Source organism: Shewanella sp. 6_MG-2023, assembly GCF_030547195.1.
Taxonomy (GTDB): Bacteria; Pseudomonadota; Gammaproteobacteria; order Enterobacterales; family Shewanellaceae; genus Shewanella.
This window is the reverse complement of sequence record NZ_JAUOQU010000044.1, coordinates 1-19,449: the sequence shown is the minus strand read 5'-3', so window position 1 is coordinate 19,449 and position 19,449 is coordinate 1. Positions and strand designations below refer to the sequence as shown.

14 protein-coding genes and 1 pseudogene are annotated in these 19,449 nt (G+C 43.8%); 1 reads left to right on the top strand and 14 read right to left on the bottom strand.

Translation table 11 applies throughout. The annotated features are described in order from the left end of the window. Nucleotides 1-59: 59 nt before the first annotated feature. The 14 genes from Q4533_RS18505 to Q4533_RS18440 all read right to left on the bottom strand — a co-directional run bounded on the left by Q4533_RS18505 (nucleotide 60) and on the right by Q4533_RS18440 (nucleotide 18,446). A complete protein-coding gene (locus tag Q4533_RS18505; protein ID WP_303503753.1) occupies nucleotides 60-437 on the bottom strand; it encodes a hypothetical protein in 378 nt (125 codons plus the stop codon). A gap of 142 nt (nucleotides 438-579) precedes the next feature. Continuing rightward, nucleotides 580-2,577 (bottom strand): exodeoxyribonuclease V subunit alpha, encoded by a 1,998-nt coding sequence (gene recD / locus Q4533_RS18500; RefSeq protein WP_303503751.1) that lies wholly within the window; start codon nucleotides 2,575-2,577, stop codon nucleotides 580-582. Next, entirely contained in the window at nucleotides 2,577-6,380 is a 3,804-nt protein-coding gene (locus Q4533_RS18495) for a UvrD-helicase domain-containing protein (protein ID WP_303503759.1), read from the bottom strand. Before Q4533_RS18495 ends, recD begins: the two co-directional genes overlap by 1 nt. Nucleotides 6,381-6,430: 50 nt before the next feature. Continuing rightward, entirely contained in the window at nucleotides 6,431-10,123 is a 3,693-nt protein-coding gene (gene recC / locus Q4533_RS18490; RefSeq protein ID WP_303503749.1) for an exodeoxyribonuclease V subunit gamma, read from the bottom strand. 286 nt (nucleotides 10,124-10,409) lie between these two features. Continuing rightward, a complete protein-coding gene (locus Q4533_RS18485) occupies nucleotides 10,410-12,110 on the bottom strand; it encodes a Na(+)/H(+) antiporter subunit D (protein WP_303503747.1) in 1,701 nt (566 codons plus the stop codon). Next, the gene (locus tag Q4533_RS18480) at nucleotides 12,097-12,441 is read right to left on the bottom strand and encodes a hypothetical protein (RefSeq protein ID WP_102440564.1); all 345 of its coding nucleotides are present in this window, start codon (nucleotides 12,439-12,441) and stop codon (nucleotides 12,097-12,099) included. Before Q4533_RS18480 ends, Q4533_RS18485 begins: the two co-directional genes overlap by 14 nt. Next, entirely contained in the window at nucleotides 12,431-13,921 is a 1,491-nt protein-coding gene (locus Q4533_RS18475; protein WP_102476328.1) for a monovalent cation/H+ antiporter subunit D family protein, read from the bottom strand. Before Q4533_RS18475 ends, Q4533_RS18480 begins: the two co-directional genes overlap by 11 nt. Beyond that, nucleotides 13,918-15,396 carry a monovalent cation/H+ antiporter subunit D family protein gene (locus Q4533_RS18470; protein WP_102440566.1) on the bottom strand — a complete coding sequence of 493 codons (1,479 nt, stop codon included), beginning with the start codon at nucleotides 15,394-15,396 and terminating at the stop codon, nucleotides 13,918-13,920. Before Q4533_RS18470 ends, Q4533_RS18475 begins: the two co-directional genes overlap by 4 nt. Next, on the bottom strand, nucleotides 15,396-15,758 hold the full coding sequence (locus Q4533_RS18465; RefSeq protein WP_102440567.1) for a cation:proton antiporter subunit C: 363 nt from the start codon (nucleotides 15,756-15,758) through the stop codon (nucleotides 15,396-15,398). The genes Q4533_RS18470 and Q4533_RS18465 overlap by 1 nt, the downstream gene beginning before the upstream one ends. Then, nucleotides 15,739-16,752, bottom strand: a complete 1,014-nt coding sequence (locus Q4533_RS18460) for a Na(+)/H(+) antiporter subunit B (protein WP_277869117.1) — start codon at nucleotides 16,750-16,752, stop codon at nucleotides 15,739-15,741. Before Q4533_RS18460 ends, Q4533_RS18465 begins: the two co-directional genes overlap by 20 nt. Nucleotides 16,753-16,778: 26 nt before the next feature. Next, entirely contained in the window at nucleotides 16,779-17,120 is a 342-nt protein-coding gene (gene mnhG / locus Q4533_RS18455; protein ID WP_102440569.1) for a monovalent cation/H(+) antiporter subunit G, read from the bottom strand. Continuing rightward, nucleotides 17,117-17,413 carry a monovalent cation/H+ antiporter complex subunit F gene (locus Q4533_RS18450; RefSeq protein ID WP_102440570.1) on the bottom strand — a complete coding sequence of 99 codons (297 nt, stop codon included), beginning with the start codon at nucleotides 17,411-17,413 and terminating at the stop codon, nucleotides 17,117-17,119. The genes mnhG and Q4533_RS18450 overlap by 4 nt, the downstream gene beginning before the upstream one ends. After that, complete coding sequence (locus Q4533_RS18445) at nucleotides 17,413-17,913, bottom strand: Na+/H+ antiporter subunit E (protein WP_303503745.1); 501 nt, start codon at nucleotides 17,911-17,913, stop codon at nucleotides 17,413-17,415. The genes Q4533_RS18450 and Q4533_RS18445 overlap by 1 nt, the downstream gene beginning before the upstream one ends. Nucleotides 17,914-17,993: 80 nt before the next feature. Further along, a complete protein-coding gene (locus tag Q4533_RS18440) occupies nucleotides 17,994-18,446 on the bottom strand; it encodes a Rap1a/Tai family immunity protein (protein WP_102476327.1) in 453 nt (150 codons plus the stop codon). Nucleotides 18,447-18,988: 542 nt separating this feature from the next. On the opposite strand from Q4533_RS18440, the pseudogene Q4533_RS18435 reads away from it, so the two are divergent. Continuing rightward, nucleotides 18,989-19,449, top strand: a pseudogene (locus Q4533_RS18435) (transposase); the annotation flags it as partial.

The following is a 19,449-nucleotide window of genomic DNA, read 5'->3' as shown; positions in this document are numbered from 1 at the left end:
AGTTATCTTAACGGGATAACTGCCAGTTTAAGTTTTTAAAGATTATCCGTTCGATGATACTAGCCTGTTCGCTTTAAAAATACGACGCATTCAAACGAATCCTTTCCAGCTGAAGAACTTAAAACAGGCTTAGAGGTTTTGCCCGTTGAGGGGGTAGTTTTTGAGTCACAAGTCAGATCATTGAACGCGACTGAAACACTTATAATTTCACCGTTATAATCAATCACAGTGGATATTTTATCATTAGTGATATGGGTTACAATAAATGCAGCGTTTTCAAAGCCTTCCTTATGTAGCGGCGCAATTTTAAATTCATGCCCCGGGCTGAATCGATTGAGAGCTAGGTTATAGTTTTCTTTACCTATCTTTTGCCATCTAGGCGGGTTAGGGTCATTTATTGTCTTATCTGCTTGGTCTAAACTCTTTTCTAGATCCATAATACTTCCTTGTTTCTATGAATTAACTCATAGGAACTAACTTAGCTGCTTTATGGAAAAACATCAAAAAGTTACATTTCTAGCTCTATCTATATCTATTTGATCAATTGCTTGGCGGCAGTATCCATAGTTGAGATACCAACTACTCGTTATCCTCTCCCCATAACCTTAGTGCTAAGCCTGATGCGCGTGAGGTTACCTGTTTGCTGGCACGCTCAAATACATACGGTGTGCCTAAACAAATAAAATGCTCTTTAGCGCGGGTGATAGCGGTATAAACCAACTCTTTAGTCAGCAGCTGCCATTGGGCGTTACTGGGTTTTTGTGGTAACACAAAGGCGACTTTTTCAAACTCGCTGCCTTGGCTTTTATGTACGGTCATCGCAAAGCAACTGTCGTGATTGGGCAGCCTTGCAGGTTGTACTTTCAACAAGCTGCCATCGGCTTTAACGAAGTAGGCCATTAATTTTTCGGGCTTTTGCTCATCTTGCAATATCAAGCCAATATCGCCGTTGAATAAGCCTAAATTGTAATCATTACTTTGAATGATAATCGGTCTACCAAGGTAAAATTCTTGAGTGGGTTTTATCCAATGATTCTGATTGAGCACATTAGTGATGGCGAGGTTCATGCCATCAACGCCAAATTCACCTGAGCGCATGGCACATAGAATGCGGAATTTATTGAAGGTATCAATAATCTCTTCTGCGCCATAAATACAGCTTAATTGCTGCGAGTAAGCATGCTGATTATCGAGCACTTTTTGCAAATACTCGGCATAAGCTGCCACTGCCGATTGCAATAACGGCAGACTTTGGGCATCGGGCTGATGCTCTATCCAAGTTAACTCTTGATGGCCGCACTGCCACTCACGGCGAATGCCGTTGATGTTGACATAGTTTACCGCATTGGCCAGCAAGCCAATGCCGCCATCGCCTTTAAAGCGGTGGCTGTGCATCAGCATGCATAAATTGTCGCCGAGCATAGGTTTAGGATGAATAAACTGACTGGTATTTTGCTGAGTTAACTGCTGCAATAAGTTGGCTTGCTGCTCTGAATAGCGCATTTGCCATGGTGATGCATTAGCACTAAGATCGGCAGTCACTTTTAACCCTGCACAAATATCCGCCAATACAGCGCCTGCTTCAACGGATGCCAGCTGGTCTTGATCGCCCAATAATATTAGGCGGGCATTTTTAGGCAGGGCGCTTAATAGCTTATGCATCATAGGCAAATCCACCATTGATGCTTCATCGACCACCAATAAATCTAACCTAAGAGGGTTATCTTTGTGGTGTCTAAATAAGTGTGAGTTAGGGATCACTCCCAACAAACGGTGCAGCGTAGCAGCCTCTTCAGGAATTTTGCTTAGGGCATCAATTAGCTCTGGCTTAGCGGTTTGCTCAACTTGACTTACTAGCCGCGCTTTAGAGGCTTTAATGGACTCACTTAATCGCGCAGCGGCTTTACCGGTTGGCGCCACCAGTCGAATGGTTAAGGCTTTTTGAGTTAGCAGTAACAAGAGCAACTTAGTGACAGTGGTAGTTTTACCTGTGCCGGGGCCGCCAGTAATCACCGCTAAGGCTTTAGTTAGCGCCGTAGCAGTGGCCACTTTTTGCCAGTTGATGCTCTTGCTATTTACATCTGGTTTTTCATCGAATAAGTCATTCAAATATTGCGCTAGCGTTGCGGTATCAACAGTTAAGTTAACTTGTGCCAACTGGTTGAATCGGGCTGCCACTTGGGTTTCAAAGTGATAATACTTGTTTAAGTACAATCGGTTATGCTCAACAATTAATGGCTGGTTATCATCAGGTTGGCCGACACAGGCTAATGCTTCGATAGCGTCACTGAGTTGCTGGTGGGTTATTGTTAACTTGCAATGGGACTCTTGCTCGCAAAACGGATTATCAAGATCGATATTATCGATAACTAAGCAGCTGTGCTGACTTGATAATTGCTGGCTTAATAGCGCACAGATTAATAATAAAAACTCATCAGCAGTGTCATTTTTGGCATCAACTTGAGCGAGCTGAGAGTTGGCCATTTCAAGGGCGAAGTGACGATCAAGTGGGGTAATTAACCCTTGTTGTTGCCAATTTTTAAGTAACTGAGTCATTGGGGCGCTAAGGGTAATCATTATTTTTGCTCCAATGCATTGTTGTTTGAAAATAGTGCATCTAAATCAGTGATTAAGGCCAATGGCGGTTTATCAAAAAATATTCCTGCGCCTGAAGCTTCTGGGCTCATACCACGTAAGAAAAGGTAAAAACTGCCGCCTATATGACGCTGGTAATCATAACTTGGCATTCGCAAAGATAAGTAACGATGCAGTGCCAAGGTATAAAGAATATATTGTAAATTATAACGGTGGCTACTGATGGCTGTCGCCATCGCATTATGGTCATAACATGTTAAATCGTCACCCAAATGGTTAGATTTATAATCGGCAATAAAATACTGGCCTTTATACTCAAAGGTTAAATCGATAAAGCCTTTTAACATGCCTTGTAGCTCGTCAAATTCAAGCCCTGCATCATAACCATATTGTTGTAACAACTGATTTAACTGCTGAGATTTTAATTGGCTAATGGGCAGATAAAACTCCATCTCAACTAATTTTTGCTCTGGGGCTAACTGGGCTAATGTCAGTGGCAAACCATGATCATTTAATAGCTGATTATCTTGCGCTGCATTATTGGTAATGAGCGGGCTATGAAGGATTTGTTGATACCACTGGATTAAGGTATCTGTCCATATCTCTTGGTCAAAACCATATTGCTCCATGGCTTTGGGTAAGGCTTGTGGCAATTCAACCTCAGCATTGGTGAAATCAAATAGCTCTAACACCAAATGCATGAAGCTACCGGCATTGGCGCCGCGCTCGAAGGTAAAACGATTAATGGCGTTGTTTTCAACATCAGTGTCAAAAGGGTTGATGTCAGCTGCGGATTCAAATTGCGGCAGGGTTTCTTGGCTAAAATCTTCATCGTCGGCACCCGGAGAGACTTTTTCATGGGCAAGGTGTTTCACCAAACCTGAGTAACTGCCAACTCGCCATGGGGTGTGGTAATCACGCTGCAAGGTTTTTGCCGCTAACTGTTGCGACTGGCCATTAAGTTCAGTGAGCGCTGAGTCATCAATCGCCTCTAGCTGAACCACGCTAATGGCATCGGGCACTGGCGCGCTGGTTTTTATGGCCAGTGCTTGTTGTGATAACAACTCAAAATCACAATCTTTAGTGGTGATCCCCAATAAATAACCAATGGCGGTTTCGTATAAGTGACTACTTACCCCAGCTTTAAGCATGCGGCTATGGTTGGCAATGTATAAGTAACACACATAAACCGGACGGGTGAGCGCCACGTATAACAGACGTAAATCTTCAGCGAGGTTTTCTTGTTTGTATTGCTCCCAGCCTTCTTTCGTGCCCTCAACATCCCAAACTAATTGGTCATTTTTATGGTAAAGCATAGGCGAAGGCTTTTTGCGATTATCCCGCGCGAGACTGATAAATGGCACCATACAAACGGGATATTCAAGCCCCTTACTTTTATGAATGGTAACGATTTGCACCAGATTTTGTTCGCTTTCAAGGCGCAATTGCTGCTCATCATTGCCTTGAGCATCAATCAGTTGTTGCTCAAACCAATTCATTATCGCGCTGCTACCATCAAGTTCGGTGGCTTTTTGCTGCAGTAGTTCGCACAAATGGCGGAAATCGGTGAGTCGGCGCTCGCCACTTTCAGCATTACTATTAGCACTACTATCAACACTACTATCAGCCATACTATCTGAGTTGCTGTCGACGCTTGGGCTAAGCTGTTTACTTAAATAGCGCTTAATCAGCTGGGTTTGGTTAGCCAAACTTAACAGTGCAGGCATGATGCCGCGCTTAAGCCAGGTTTGATGCCAATCAGCAAATTGGTCCAGTAAGCTTTGTCGCTGCTCTTCATCTTGATTAAACAGATGAATTTGCTGGGCGCTGTAACCCATAAGCTCAGTGGCGAGTGCTGCGCGAAGGCAGCGCTCATCTTTCGGGTTAGCAATAGCCCGTAAAATTATCGCCAGTTCAAAGGCCTCTTGGGTGTTAAATACGCTATCTCGGCTTAAAAATACTGCGCCAATATTACGCTCGCTTAAGGCTTGCTTCATCACCGAGGCTTCATTTTTATCGCGCACTAACACGGCAATATCTTTGGCGATGAGCGCTGTGCCATTCATATGGCATTGCTCAGTTTGCGCTTCAGTTAATAAACGTTTTATTTCACTGGCAGCATCATTCGCCAGTAGATGACGGGCAGTAGTTTTATTTAAGCCGCTTTCACCTTCGCCAAGCAGTTTAATTCGCAGCGCTGATTTGTCTTCAGTGGCTTCAGTGAGCTTTTTATTGTCAGCGCTGGCTGGGGTATCAACCACATCATAAGGGATCGCATCACTGATAAATGGATCCTGATGTTGGCTAAAGAGCTGGTTAACCCCATTGACCAGTGCCGTGGATGAGCGGTAATTGGTTTCGAGGTTATAGTGCGCTTTAGTTTGCTTACGGGCATGGATATAGGTATGAATATCGGCGCCGCGAAAGGCATAAATGGCTTGTTTGGGATCGCCAATCATTAATAAACTTAAACTATCAAGCTGGGTTTGCTGCTGATAAATGGTTGAGAAAATAGTAAATTGCAGCGGATCAGTATCTTGGAATTCATCAATTAATGCCACCGGAAAGCGTGTTGCAATGGCTTTGGCTAAATGGTGTGCGCTGGATTCAGTAGCAGTTGATTCAGTATCAGTTGATTCAGTATCAGTTGATTTAGTAGCAGTTGATAAGGCATCAGCCAAGGTGATCAAGAGATCATCTGGGGTCATTAAGTTGCGCTGGGCTTTTTGCAGCATAAATCGCAGCCGAATACCGTCACGGGCGCGAATTAAAAATGATGGCTTTATTTGCTGGATAAGTGCAAATAATCGCTCGATATGATCGAGCAGCGGCGCATCATTTGCGCTGGGGATAGTGCCACCTTTATTGAGTTTTAACTCAGATAGCGCCAGCATTTCTAAATCTTTAACTGGCGGCAGGCCATTGCCGAAGCTAACCCAATTGGTTAAGCGATCATACATGGCCGCAAGCTTTGGATAATCATCGGCTTTTTTGCCGAATCTCGCGCCATTGAGCGGTAAGCTGTGTAGCAGTTCCAGTTCTTTTTCACTGTCTGTTGGCCAGCGCTTTTTAAAGCGAGCAAGGCTTTGAACTAATTCATCAGCTAACTGGTTAAACTCTTTCGCCACAAACGGGATATTGGCTTGGCTCGCGCCGAGTAACGGTTTAAGTTGCCAAGCCAAGCTATCAGGGTCGCCAAACTCGTTATCAATCACTTGGGCTAATACTTGTGGCAGTGGGTAGCAGGTCTCACGCCAAAAATCACGCACGGCATGATGTAAAAACTCACTGTCATCGAGAGTAAATTCTGACTCGAATAATAGCGATGACTCAAACGCCATGTCAGATAAAATGCGTTGACAAAAACCGTGAATGGTAAAAATCGCCGCTTCATCTAGTGACTTTAGTGCTAAATCTAACCGTCTTAGGGCAATTGCCCGCTCAGACTCTGGTACTTGTTGGTACAGCGCCTCTACAAATTCATCATTGGTGTCTAAGCCAATAAAGCACTTAAAGGCCACTTGAATACGTTTACGAATTCGATCCCGCAGCTCTTCGGTGGCGGCATTAGTAAAGGTCACCACTAAAATCTGTTCACAGGTGAGCGGCGCTTTATCTTTATCGCCCAGTAATAGCCGTAAATACAGCCCAGAAATGGTGTAGGTTTTACCTGTGCCAGCACTGGCTTCAATTAAGCTTGAACCTGCAAAAGGCAGTGTTAGCGGATTAAGCTTGCTGACTTTTGAGTGAGTTTCTTTGCCATTAGCGATTTCAGAGTCAGTCATTTCGGTGTTAGCGGCCTCTAACTTGCTAGCATTGTCATTAATTTGAGTCATTAGGCTTTGCCCCCTTTAATTACAGAGAGCTTAGGTGGTTGGATAGCATATTCGTCAAGCTCGGCGAGGGTGCCTTTGTGATAAATACTCAACATAGGTTGCAGTAACATGGTGGCTGTTTTGCCAAATTCAGCTTCAGTAAAGTCTTCAGGAAAACTAAATAAACGGCGATTATGGGGATCGTTCCCTTCACCAAAGCCTGATTGTTCATCAAGCCATAATGGCTCGGCAGCTTGCAGTTTTTCCATATGATCACCATCGGCTTCAACATAGGCTAACGCGGTGCGCGGCATAAAGCATAACGGCTGGGCTTGGCCATTGAGATAAGCTTGAATAAATTGCTGTAATAATTGCTGAGCGGACTCTGGTGTAATTGCGCTAAAGGCATGAAAATGGCCAATATCCAGCAGGTAACTGTTTTTCTCAACCCCTGCGGCATTAAGGCATAAATGGCGCAAATACACCCTGACAAAATCACGGCCATGGGCAGTGCCAGGGCGATAATTTATTTGCCCTTTAGCGTAAATATCATCGATGCGGCCAATAAGGTTAACGTTAATGCTTGATTGAGTGCTGTCTAAAGCCTCGCTGTTTAGCGGCGTTAGCCCTTCAAACTGTAAATCAATATCCACTTCCTGACTGTGGCTCTTATCGCCTGTGAGATAGAGCACCCGACCAATGACGTATTTAATGTCGTTTTGATAGCGATTAAGCAGCACATCATCAAAGGGCGCCATGGGTAAACTGCCACTGGCTTTTAGCTGGTTGATAAACTCAATGTCAGCGTGTTCAAGTTGGTGATGCACTGCACTGTCAATCATTGCTGATTGCAATTTATAGCGCTCTAATGCATCTAAGTTAAATGGCTCGTCGTTATCGTCAGCTTGAATTCGTAAATTAAAATCAATTTTTAAACTGCGATTGAAAAAGAATTGCGCTGGGCTTCTGAAAAAGCGTAATAATGCCGACAATTCAAGTTGCACAATGGCGCTGCCATCGTCGGCAACAGCATCAAATGGGTTGTCATCGTTGGCTAAATCTAACGGCTTAAGGCGGTTAAAGAAGCGGGCATTATTAAGTAAGTGGTTCGCATCTGCGATACTTGGCGGGCACCACTGATGATTATAACTTTGCTGCAATTTAGTTTGCTGAGTTGCAGTAAACAATTTGGCATCAAAGGGCTGCAGCGGTTGCTGCTGGATTAAATGGCGTAATATTGCTTTATCGGCATTATTTACTTCAACGCTTTCACGTAAGCCTTGGCCGATTTCGAGTTGAGGCTCATTATTTGTAGTGAAATAATAGTCAGCAAAATAACACAGCTGGCAATACTCGGTTAGCTCTGACACCAACATTGAGGGAATTCGTTCAGCGTTATCACGCTCAGAGTGGCCAATGTAGCTGATATAAAATTGCTCTCTGGCAGACAATAAAGCTTCTAAAAACAGGTAACGATCGTCTAATCGGCGGGAACGGTCACCTTTAATAGCGCCATTGTGGGCCATTAAGTCAAATCCAACAGGGTGTTGTACTCGTGGATACACCCCATCATTCATACCCAGTAAACATACCACTTTAAAAGGAATTGAGCGCATCGGCATCAAGGTACAAAAGTTCACACTCCCTGCAAGGTAGCGCTGACCAACTCGAGATTCATTAAGGTTTTGATTAAACCATTGCTTGAGCACTTCAACATCGAGTTCACCTTGATGACCGGCGTCTTCAAGCTCGGTACTTAAGGTGACTAAGGCTTCGCGAATGGTTTGAACTTGCTCGCGCTCGTCATCATCAGCATCAAAGAAAACCTCTAATAAAGCTTGTAGCTGCGCGATACGTTCAAGGGTTGGACATTGGCTAGCCAGTTGCAGTTGATATTCGTCAATGGCCTCTAAGAAATTGAGTAAATAGCCAAGAATTTGCGCAGACTGGCCTTCAACACCTTGTACTAGCAGTGAATCGTTATAAAGCGCTGATTCATCATTAAAAGCATAACCTTGAATTAAGCGGCTAATACCAAATGCCCAAGAGTTCTGCTTAAACGCTGGTACTCCTTGTTGCAATCGGGTTTTTTCATCACGGCCCCAACGCACGTTGGCATCATCTAGCCAACGTCTAATAAGCTGCAGAGCATCATCATCGAGCTGAAATTTTCGTAAAATTGCTGGGACTTCGAGAATACTGATAATGTCAGTGAGGCCAAAACGGCTTTGATTAATATTGAGTAAATTCAAAAAGCTGTTAATTAGCGGTGACTCTTGAGCTGCGCCTCTATCGGCAATGGCATAGGGAATATAGTAGTTGGCTGTTTTGCCTGAGTCTTGATTACTTCGATGTAAACCGCTATTGCTGGTGCCAAATACTGCATCAATATAAGGCGCATAAGCTGCCACGTCGGGCATCATCACCACGATATCTTTGGGTTTTAGTGATGCTTTACCGTTGTCATTCGCATTGCTTGACAGTAACTCGAGTAAATGATCGTGCAGGGTTTCGACTTCTCGTAGCGGGCTATGGCAACTGCGCAGGGTAATTGATTGGTCTTGCTGGCTTAACGAGCGTCTATTGGCGACATTTTGATAAAGTGCTGCATCAGGGCCAAGGGCTTGGCCTAAGGTTTCCATTTGCAGAATATCGTATTGCACCCCTTGGAGTAGATTTAAACTGTCAGGGGATTGTTCGGGCTCGATATAGCAGTCGTAACTAAAGTCAGTGTGTTCTGGCGGTAGTTCGAGCATTAAATCCAGTAATTCACGGCCCATTTTGCCATTGTTAGCCAGGATCGGATTACCCACTTCGAGCTTTTCTTCCCATTGCTCGCCTAACTGCTTTTTATCAACATATTGCAGCGCCATTCTTGCGCGAGCTTTAGGGTCAACAATATCGCCCCAGTAATGCTGACAAGGGCTTAAGGAAAACATAATCACTTCAATGCGTTCAGCCAAGTGATACAGCACTTGCAAGGTTTGTGGCGGCATAGAAGAAATACCAAACACAAATAATCGCTCAGGTAGCGACTTAATTACAGTGTCAGGGTTTTGCAGTGCAGCAATTAAGTGTTGATGTAAGTTAGCGCGATGATAAGTGCTGGCATGAAGGTGGTGCTGGTTATATTCAATAAGTGCCCGCCAGAGCTTAGGTTGCCAACGCTGGTTTTCTTCCAGCTTCAGCGGATGCTCGTTTTGCTCCCAAGCTAGAATCCACTCAGGGCGATACACTAAGTATTGGTCAAAAATATCGGCAATACGGCCACATAATTGATACAGCTTAATGGCATCAAAACTGCCAGCTTGGATATAGGGTAGCGCTTCATCTGTATGGTTGGCGTGCTGATTTTCAACCGGAGCTAAATAGGCTTGTAGCGGCGCAAAGTCAGGGTCATCAAGTAATGGCGGCAGTAAATCCATTAACTTCCACGTCATCGCCGCTTTAGTAAAGGCATTATCTTTAGGCACATCTGGCAGCAGTTCATGGCATAACTGCCAGGTAAAACTCGACGGCAGCGGAAAGGACAGGGCGGCAGCAATACCATTATATTTAGCCACTTCTAAGCGCAGCCAAGTCGACATCCCCGGACTTTGCACCAAGATATGTTCATTTGCGAGTAAATTAGCGTTATCAAGGGGGATAGCGAGCATTTTAGACAGTTGTTCTGACAGAACTTCCATCTGATTTGATTGAATTAATCTAAGCATTAATCGACTCTACAAATGATGATAAAAACCATTCTAAGAGGTTGTTATTAGGTTTGAAAGGCTTTTATCACATCTAGGGGTTAAGCGCTAAATAAGCAACCAAATTACATGGAGTTTGGTTGGCAAAACTCCTGTTTTTTTCTATAGGATTTATTGATTGAAGCTAAATTTTAATTCAATAATTTACTTGATTATTAATTGAGATCCACTCCCAAAAAAACAACAAGTAGCCTGTTTACTCATGTTTATAGGCAAACAAGCTAGAGAGTATATTAATGAGACTGAGTCAGTTTATAAAGCCAATGAATAGGTAGCTGGCTAGAATCACTGCTACCCAAAGCACCATGTTGCCAGATGGATAGTCGCTCGAGATAAAGCTCCCCCCCCCTTTGTATTGGCGCGCTAAAAACTGCTGACATTGGTCTAACTTCCCACGAATTGATTGACGAATTTCGCCATCCACTTTCCAAATGACTGCAAATATGCGCTGCAGTGCATTAGGCACTAAGCGCCTGTATACCCAATCTACATCAAGGTGAGTAGAGCGAAGCTCTGGTGGATATTTACCTTTGAGATTGAGCCAAACGAACGCTAATGCTGAAAACAGTAATAACTGAGTCTGAGCGAGTACATGGGTCGCATCATATGGGTTGTAACCCGTATCGTATGGCAGCAGAGAATAAAGCGCTGCAGGATAAATACCAATACCAATACATAGACAGGCAGCGATAAACATTGCTGTTAACATATTGAGCGGTGGATCGTTGGCTCGAATACCCGAGTCATGGGCAAAGAAGGCAAAGTAAGGGATTTTGATCCCCGCGTGATGAAAAACACCTGCTGACGCAAACAGTAGCATTAACCAGACCCAGTCATGGCCAGTTTCCATTGCGGCAGACATCACCATGGATTTACTGACAAAACCGCTAAACAGAGGGAATGCAGAAATGGAGGCCGCACCAACAATACACAGTATCGTGGTTTTTGGCATGGTCTTATAAAGGCCGCCGAGATCGGAGCCATTTCTACGCCCTGTCATATGCAGTACGGCGCCCATACTCATAAACAACAAGCCTTTAAAAATGACATCGTTAAAAGCATGAGACACTGCACCATTTAATGCCAGCGAAGTCCCGATCCCGATGCCGACGACCATAAAGCCTACTTGGTTAATCAAACTATAGGCAAGCACTCGGCGAAGATCGTTTTCAATCACCGCAAAGAAGATTGGGAAACAGGTCATTGTAGCGCCAATGTATATCAGCAACTCAGTGCCAGGGTAAGCCCGAGCAAGTGCATAAACCGCCACTTTAGTGGTAAATGCGCTGAGTAACACTGTACCGGTCGGCGTCGCTTCAGGGTAAGCGTCGGTAAGCCAAGTGTGAGCAAAAGGAAAAGCACACTTAATACCGAAGGCAATAAAGATAAGCCATCCTGCAATGCTATCTAGGCCGATATAGTCAAAGGCTAGGCTACCGGTTTCAGAGATATAAAACAGCGCACCTATCAGCAAAATAACCCCAGAGAGAACCTGCATGATGAGGTAGCGCATCCCCGCGCTATATGCTGCTGGAGTACGACGAGCCCAAACTAGAAATACTGAGGTAAATGCCAACAGCTCCCAGAACACAAACAAGGTAAGTAAATCACCCGCAAACACCGCACCAATAGCGCTACCTGCGTACAGCATAGCGGCAACTTGTTGCACTGTATCTTTAACGTGCAATGAGTAGACGATGCCAATAAATGCGGCAATATGGAAAATATAGCCAAACATCAGGCTTAATTTATCTGCGCGATAAGGGATTAATTCATAGTCTAAAAACATCAATTGCAAATGGACGCCTTCTGGCACAGTCCACAAATGCAATCCGCTGATCACTGGAATCGCTATCATCAAGGCACCGCGCAGCTTTCCACGAGTTGTAGCAGCAATCAATCCGCCAATGATAAACAGCACAAACGGCGGTAACTCAAGCATCCACATTGCGATCACCTTTATTGTTAGCTTCTTTGGCGTGGCCATCGCTGACGTCGACTATTTCAATTTTGCTATTATCAAGCTCTTCAACGGGTCCATAATAATCTTCTGGGCGCATCAAAAAGGTACGCATCCAGCTGGCGACTATGACCAAGATGACGCAGCCGACAAAGCCATAGATAGGATAAAACGCTGGCAGGTTTTCCCAGCTATGATAAACATGGCGATGAATAACAAAATCAAGTGCCACAAGCAATGCACAACAGGTATATAACAGGTATAAAACCCGCTGAATGTTTTTCGGTTTATCAAAGAGATATTGCTTCTCATTGTCCATGGCTAACTCCAGATACAGTCAAGATAGCTTTCGCCAACTCATAAACGGGCTGTGGATGGATGAACATAATCAAGCAGCCTAGGGATGTGATAATTAATGCGATTAATGAAGCCATTGGTGCTTCTTTAATATCTGTACTTGATGACTTATACCCTTTACCGGGGAAAAACGCATGGTAAGGAATAGGTAGTAGGTAGGCGATGTTGAGTAATGAACTGAGCATTAAAGCAACCATGACAACCCAATAGCCGGTTTCAATAGTGCCCATCAATAGGAACCATTTACTCCATGTCCCTCCGGCTGGTGGAACGCCGATAATGCTAAGGCTGGCAATAAAAAAAGCGCCCATGGTGATTGGCATGGCAAAACCTAAGCCGCGCATTTCGCTTACCTTAGATTTATGGCTAGCCACCAAAATGGCGCCAGCACAAAAGAATAGGGTAATTTTGCCAAAGGCATGGGAGGCAATATGCATTGAACTACCAATCACACCCGATGAAGTAGCTAGCAGTGCCCCAATAGTGATATAGCCGAGTTGGCTCACTGTTGAGTAGGCCAATCTGGCTTTTAAGTTGTCTTGTCGCATCGCCACGATTGAAGCTAAGAGCACTGAAAGGGTAGCTAAATAAAGTAAAAATTCAGTAGTTGGTAATTGGGGGAGTAGGTCGAGTCCAAAAATGAAAATACACACCTTCAATACCGTAAATACTCCTGCTTTTACTACCGCTACAGCATGAAGCAGGGCGCTGACCGGTGTTGGTGCCACCATCGCTGCGGGTAGCCAGCGATGAAATGGCATAATGGCAGCCTTACCAATGCCAAATATAAATAGCATTAGGATTATGCCTGCAATGGTGGTATCCACATCGGCATCAAATACGCCGCCTGCTGTAAATTCAAGGGTGCCAGTCACAAACCAAGTTAAGATGATGGCCAGTAAGAAAAAGGCGATAGAGGTAGTGAGCAAGATACCGAGGTAGACACGGCCACCTTGTTTGGCCTTGTCTGTACCTGCGTGAGTCACCAGCGGATAGGTTGATAGAGTGAGCACTTCGTAAAAGATAAACAGAGTAAACAGGTTGGCTGAAAAGGCGAGCCCCATCACTGCACTAATCGCCAAAGCGAAACAGATATAAAAGCGAGTTTGGTTATCCTCATTATGGTCACGCATATAGCCGATGGCGTAAATGGTGGTGATTAGCCAAAGAAAACTGGCAATGAGAGCAAACAGCATACCGAGCGGTTCTACGACAAAACTCACCTCTAAATCAGGCATCAGCTCCCACCATGAGACCTCAATACTGGCACCAGCCATGAGGGCTTGGTAGATATTGATTACGCAGTAAAGCACCATAAGGCTGATACTGATGGTGATAGCCTCACGCAGGTTAGGTTTCTTTCCTGTTGCTGCAATTGCAAAGGTTGCCAGTAAAGGCAATAAGATAGTTAGCTGTAACATCAGCGGCAAAGATGGATTCATGGGGTTATTCCAAACAAACTTTGAGAAGCCGCCTGTGCAACTTGCACGCTTAGGCGAGTATCTATACCGAAATAAATATTAGCGAAAATGAGCGCCCAAATAGGGGCGAGGAAGGTCCAAGGCGCCTCTTTGACAGTTTCACACCCATTAAGTGGCGGCTTGAAGTAAGCCATTTCTACAATACGCCAGATATAGATAATCGCCAGCAGTGATCCCAATAGAATAAGAACGGCCACTGGCCACATACCAGCCTCAACACTGGCGATAAGCAGATACCATTTACTGACAAAACCGACGGTCAATGGCACACCAATCAAACTGAGCCCACCAATAACGATGGCTGACATGGTCAATGGCATTTGTTTACCTAGGCCTTGGAACTGTTTGAGCTGGACGCTGCCAATGCGGTACATTACAGCGCCTAATGCTAAAAACAGCGCGCCTTTCATTAAGGCATGGTTAAACAAATGTAGTAAGGTGGCCATAATGCCGGTACTGGTATTAATCGAGTAGCCAATGATCATATATCCCACCTGAGCGATACTTGAGTAAGCTAAGATGTGTTTCACATTTTGCTGATAAATAGCCGTGATAGATGCGGCAAAAACACCTATAAGACCAAGCACCATTAAAATACTTTGCAGGGGCAGGGTGGTGAATGAGAAAGAGATGCCAAGTACGGTAAAAGTAAAACGAATGAGCAGATACACAGCAACCTTAGTTGAGGTTGCTGCTAAAAATGCTGTCACAATTGAAGGTGCATAGGCATAAGCATTAGGTAGCCACAGGTGCAGTGGAAATAACGCCAGCTTTAAGCAGATCCCGACAATTAAAAAGGCGAATGCTGCAAATACTGTACGGGTGTGGCCAACATCAACTAACCTAACAGCTAAATCGCTCATGTTTAGCGTGCCCGTCATTTGATAGAGCATGCCAATACCAATCAAAATAAAGGTGGCACCAATGGTACCCATTATCAGGTATTGGTAGGCAGCCCACAGTGCTCGTCTATCTTTACCCAAGGCAATTAAGGCATAGGAGGACAGTGAGGAAATCTCTAAAAATACAAATACATTAAAGGCATCACCGGTTGCCACAATGCCGAACATGCCGGTTAAAGACAGCAGGTATAAGCTGTAAAATAAGGTGTGGCGGTCTTCGTCTAACTCTTTTTGTATGCTGGTGTTAGCGGCAAACAACACCACAGTACCTATGGTGGAGATGATTAGCAGTAAAAAGGCGTTCAGCTTATCGATGCGATATTCAATGCCCCAAGGTGCTTCCCAACCCCCAAGTTCATAGGTAATGGTGCCAGACTTCATGACCTCAATTAGTAATATTATGCTGTTGATACAGGTAGCACTGCACACCAATAAGGCAAATATCCACACAAGTTTGGAGCGATTTAGGAACCAGCATAGCGGGGCTGCCATTAGCGGCACCACAACTTGTAAAACAGGCAGGTGAGCTAACACTATGATTCGTCCTCGTTGAGCTGATCTTGTTTTTGGATCTCATCTTCTTCTATACAGCCATAGGCTTCTTTGATTCTGATCACCAGTGCTAGGCCAAGCGCTGTGGTCGCAATACCCACCACAATGGCAGTTAGAATTAACACATGGGGCAGCGGGTTAGAGTAATCACTGATCCCTTCAGCCAATATCGGTGCGCTACCACGCTCGACCATGCCGACACTGATATAAAAAATAAACACTGAGGTTTGAAAAATGGTGAGTCCAACTAACTTCTTAACCAAGTTTCCATGGGCGATAACGATATAAAAGCCAATCATCATCAACAATACGACGATCCAATAGTTATAGAGTCCGAGAAACATCCTGCTCCCCTTTTTTATCTGAGCTGTTTTTCTCAGCTTGAATTTGAGCCTGAGCTTGTCTGCGGCCATCAAAGTTGAAAAAGATGCTTAACATCACCGAAGCGACAGTGATGCCCACGCCTAATTCAATCAGCAGTATGCCTAAGTGCTGGCCATCAATCGGATTTTCAGCCAGTACGTTGTAATCTAAGAAGTTAGCCCCATTGATCATGGAAACAACTCCGACACTGGCATAGAGCAAAAGCCCAACAGCAGCAAGCAATTGAATTAGCGCCGGATTAAATACCTTTTTAGCGGTATCTAAACCAAATAGCATGGTATAAAGAATAATCGCAGCAGCGAAGATAACACCTGCTTGAAATCCGCCACCAGGCCCAAAGTCACCATGGAATTGTACATAAAGTGCAAATAACAAGATTAAAGGAATAAGTGTTTTACTGACGATGCGCACCACCATGTGGCGCTCATGCATTTGTTCTTCTGTTGGCTCTTCAGATTGAATTTTTTTACGGCGACGAGGCAGTGATAACAGCGAAAGCACGCCAATACCTGCGGTAAAGATAACGGCTACTTCACCTAAAGTATCAAAGGCTCGGTAGCTCCCTAATACTGACGTCACAATATTAGGCACACCTACCTCGTCCATCGAGTCATGAATATAGCGCGGGGCAACATGTTGATGCACTGGCGCATCAACAGTGCCAAAATAAGGCATATCTAGGGTACCGTAGATCAGCATGCTACCAGTGACGAGTACAACAAACAGTGCAAGAAAGGGTTTATGCCGCTTTGGCGCCTCTTTTCGGCCAGTCATGGTAATGGCGGCTAGCATGAGTAAGCCTGATATTCCTGCACCTACAGACGCTTCGGTAAAGGCAACATCTACAGCGTCGAGTACCACAAAGAAACAGGCTGATAATAAGCCATAAATTCCGGTTAACATGACGACCGCTAATAGATCTCTCATGCGAACGATAGCGATGGCGATGACCACTAAAAAGATTAATAGTATTACATCTACTAAGGCTTCGATGGCTTGTTTCCTCCCTGAGGATCAGGCTTATCTTTTTGCGGTAATAGGCCATTATGTAATGCCGCTTTTGCTAAGGCATGACTAGCAGAAGGGTTGATAAAGAGTGTGAATACTAAAATCAATACCAACTTAATGAGTACTAAACCATTTGGGCTTTGCAGCATTAACCCTATCAGGATTGAGCTTGCACCTAAGGTATCGGTTACGCTTGCAGCGTGCATTCGGGTGTAAAAATCAGGGAAACGAATAATCCCTATACCACCAGAAAAACAAAGGAAGCTACCAATTAGCAGGCATAAACCACTGCTTATTTCGAGTAAGAGATTCATTTCTTCCTCTTCTTGGTTAAATGAGATTTATAGGGGGTCACTTTGAACTCGGCTGAGTCTGAATAGCGTAAAACGCCGATGACGCTGATAAAGTTAATGAGGGCATAAACAAGGGCGATATCGAGAAACTCTGGGCGTCCCATTAAAAAGCCCAATAGCGAAATAAGCAGTATGGCTTTAGTACCAAAAGAGTTGAAAGCTAATATTCGATCATAAAGCGTCGGGCCGGCAATACAGCGAATGATTGCCAGTAGCATAACAACGAGAATAGCGATGGTGGCAGTAGCTAACATTAGTCTTCAAGCTCCCTTACCCGGCGGTCCATCTCTCCGGCTTTTAGTGCGTCGATACCATCTTTATGTAAAGCATGAACAGTAAGCTTGTCATCAATTAAGTCTATCGCTACTGTGCCAGGGGTTAGGGTAATGGAGTTGGCGTAAATGACTTTATTAATATCTGAGCATTGGCGAGTGTCTATGGTAGTGAGTGTTGAAGAGATACTGCTGTTACCCAGCCAGATATGTTTAACCACACTAATATTAGATAAAATAACTTCTTTCACTAACCATATCGTATAGCCTGGCATATTGGCATTTAGACGGATTGGGTGCGTTTCTTGGTCGATAACATCCATTTTTTGGGCAACATAAAGCACCAGCATGATTGAGCCTGTACCCAGTGATAATAAAAGCGGGTTAGTGTAATTTGAGTTAATCCACCAAAATAGGGCTAAGGTTAATAACAGGCTAAGCCTATGGCTTGGAACAACGCCGCTTTTATTTTTTTGTGTCATATTATTTAATGCTTCGTGTTAGTTAACTCCAGTACAAAACCTGGCGAGTTTTAAAATTATTATGGTTAGCTTTTTACTCGTTAATCATTTTGCTCGCATGACGATTCATCAGCTAATGCTTGATATACTTGCCTGTGAAGGTCATTAAAAGAATCTGTAGATGGAGACAGTTGGTTAATTGTTCGATCGACTATCTGCTGAACCAGTTGTTCTCGAGTTACATCTGCGGGTATACATACGATTGTAGGTAGCTTTTTGGATGTCTGTGTACCAACTCGAGTACGGTAAGCTCTGTCAGCAAATCCTTCGGTATTGTTTCTAAGTTCGTATTGCTGACTCGTATTTAATGCACCAGCAAGAAAGCCCTGAATATAGTAAGTACATGGCATAGCCGAAATGGTGGCTGATTCGTTATTTAGCGACTTACAAGATGATAGAACAAGTTTTTCTTCATTTTTAGCGTTATTTGAGGATGCGGAAAGCGAAAAAGTAACACTGAATGTAAATAGTACTAAGAGCTTTATGAGCGACATATAACCTCCTTTTATAATTCTATTAATTTTAATATCACCTAGTGAAATATTTCAGTGCAGTACTCTTTAGGCGACTTTGTTTAGCTTCGTATCATGCATTTCTTGCTTGCAATGATATTTCAAGATTATTACGTTGCGCAAAGCTGTTGCTAGCAACACGCTGTTTACTTTTTACTAACCAATACTCTTTATTTATAACATGAATTATCCAAATTTAAATGCTTAGTAAGTGTAAACTGTATATTTTTTTGATTTTGAGCAGGTTACACCAGCTATAGAAAGGCTCTAGCAAGGGCTACGCACTTGGTTATTGCTAATTTTACTCAGTTAAGGTTTTATATGACTTGTGGCTTTAGTGAGTATGTAAGTTTGAAAATAGAGTGAGGTTATTAGCTTGGTGAAGCTAACTTCTAGATCTAGTACTGGCTGACTGCCAATGGGTTTTTAACCGCTTCAAATTGCAACCTTTTTAAGCGCTTAGCCCCATCAATGAGTTTGAGAATAGGCTTCGGTGTTTAACTGACTTAGCTTGATAATACCTATGGTATAAAGGCTTTAAAGGTACATTGCTGACCCATAAATTTGTTAAAGGTGAAGTGCTTAATGAATTTGAGTTAAAGACGGCTCATGAATGTATCATTCAATACCGCCAACGTTTGACTGACATTAGCTGGTTTATGCGTTCCTTGAGTGAACCGATTGCTAGAATGGCCAATAAAGAAGACAAGTGTACAGGCCGTTTTTGGGAAGGGCGGTTTAAATCTCAAGCCTTGTTAGATGATGCGGCCGTACTCGCCTGTATGGCGTATGTTGATTTGAATCCAATTCGCGCACAAATGGCTGCAACACCTGAAACTTCAGATTACACAAGTATTCAACGACGCATAAATTCAGCGATTAAAGGTGAGCAACCAAAAGAGTTACTACCATTTGTAGGAAATGAACGTTTAGATATGCCTAATGGACTGATGTTTAGTGTTAAAGACTACATTGTGCTGGTTGA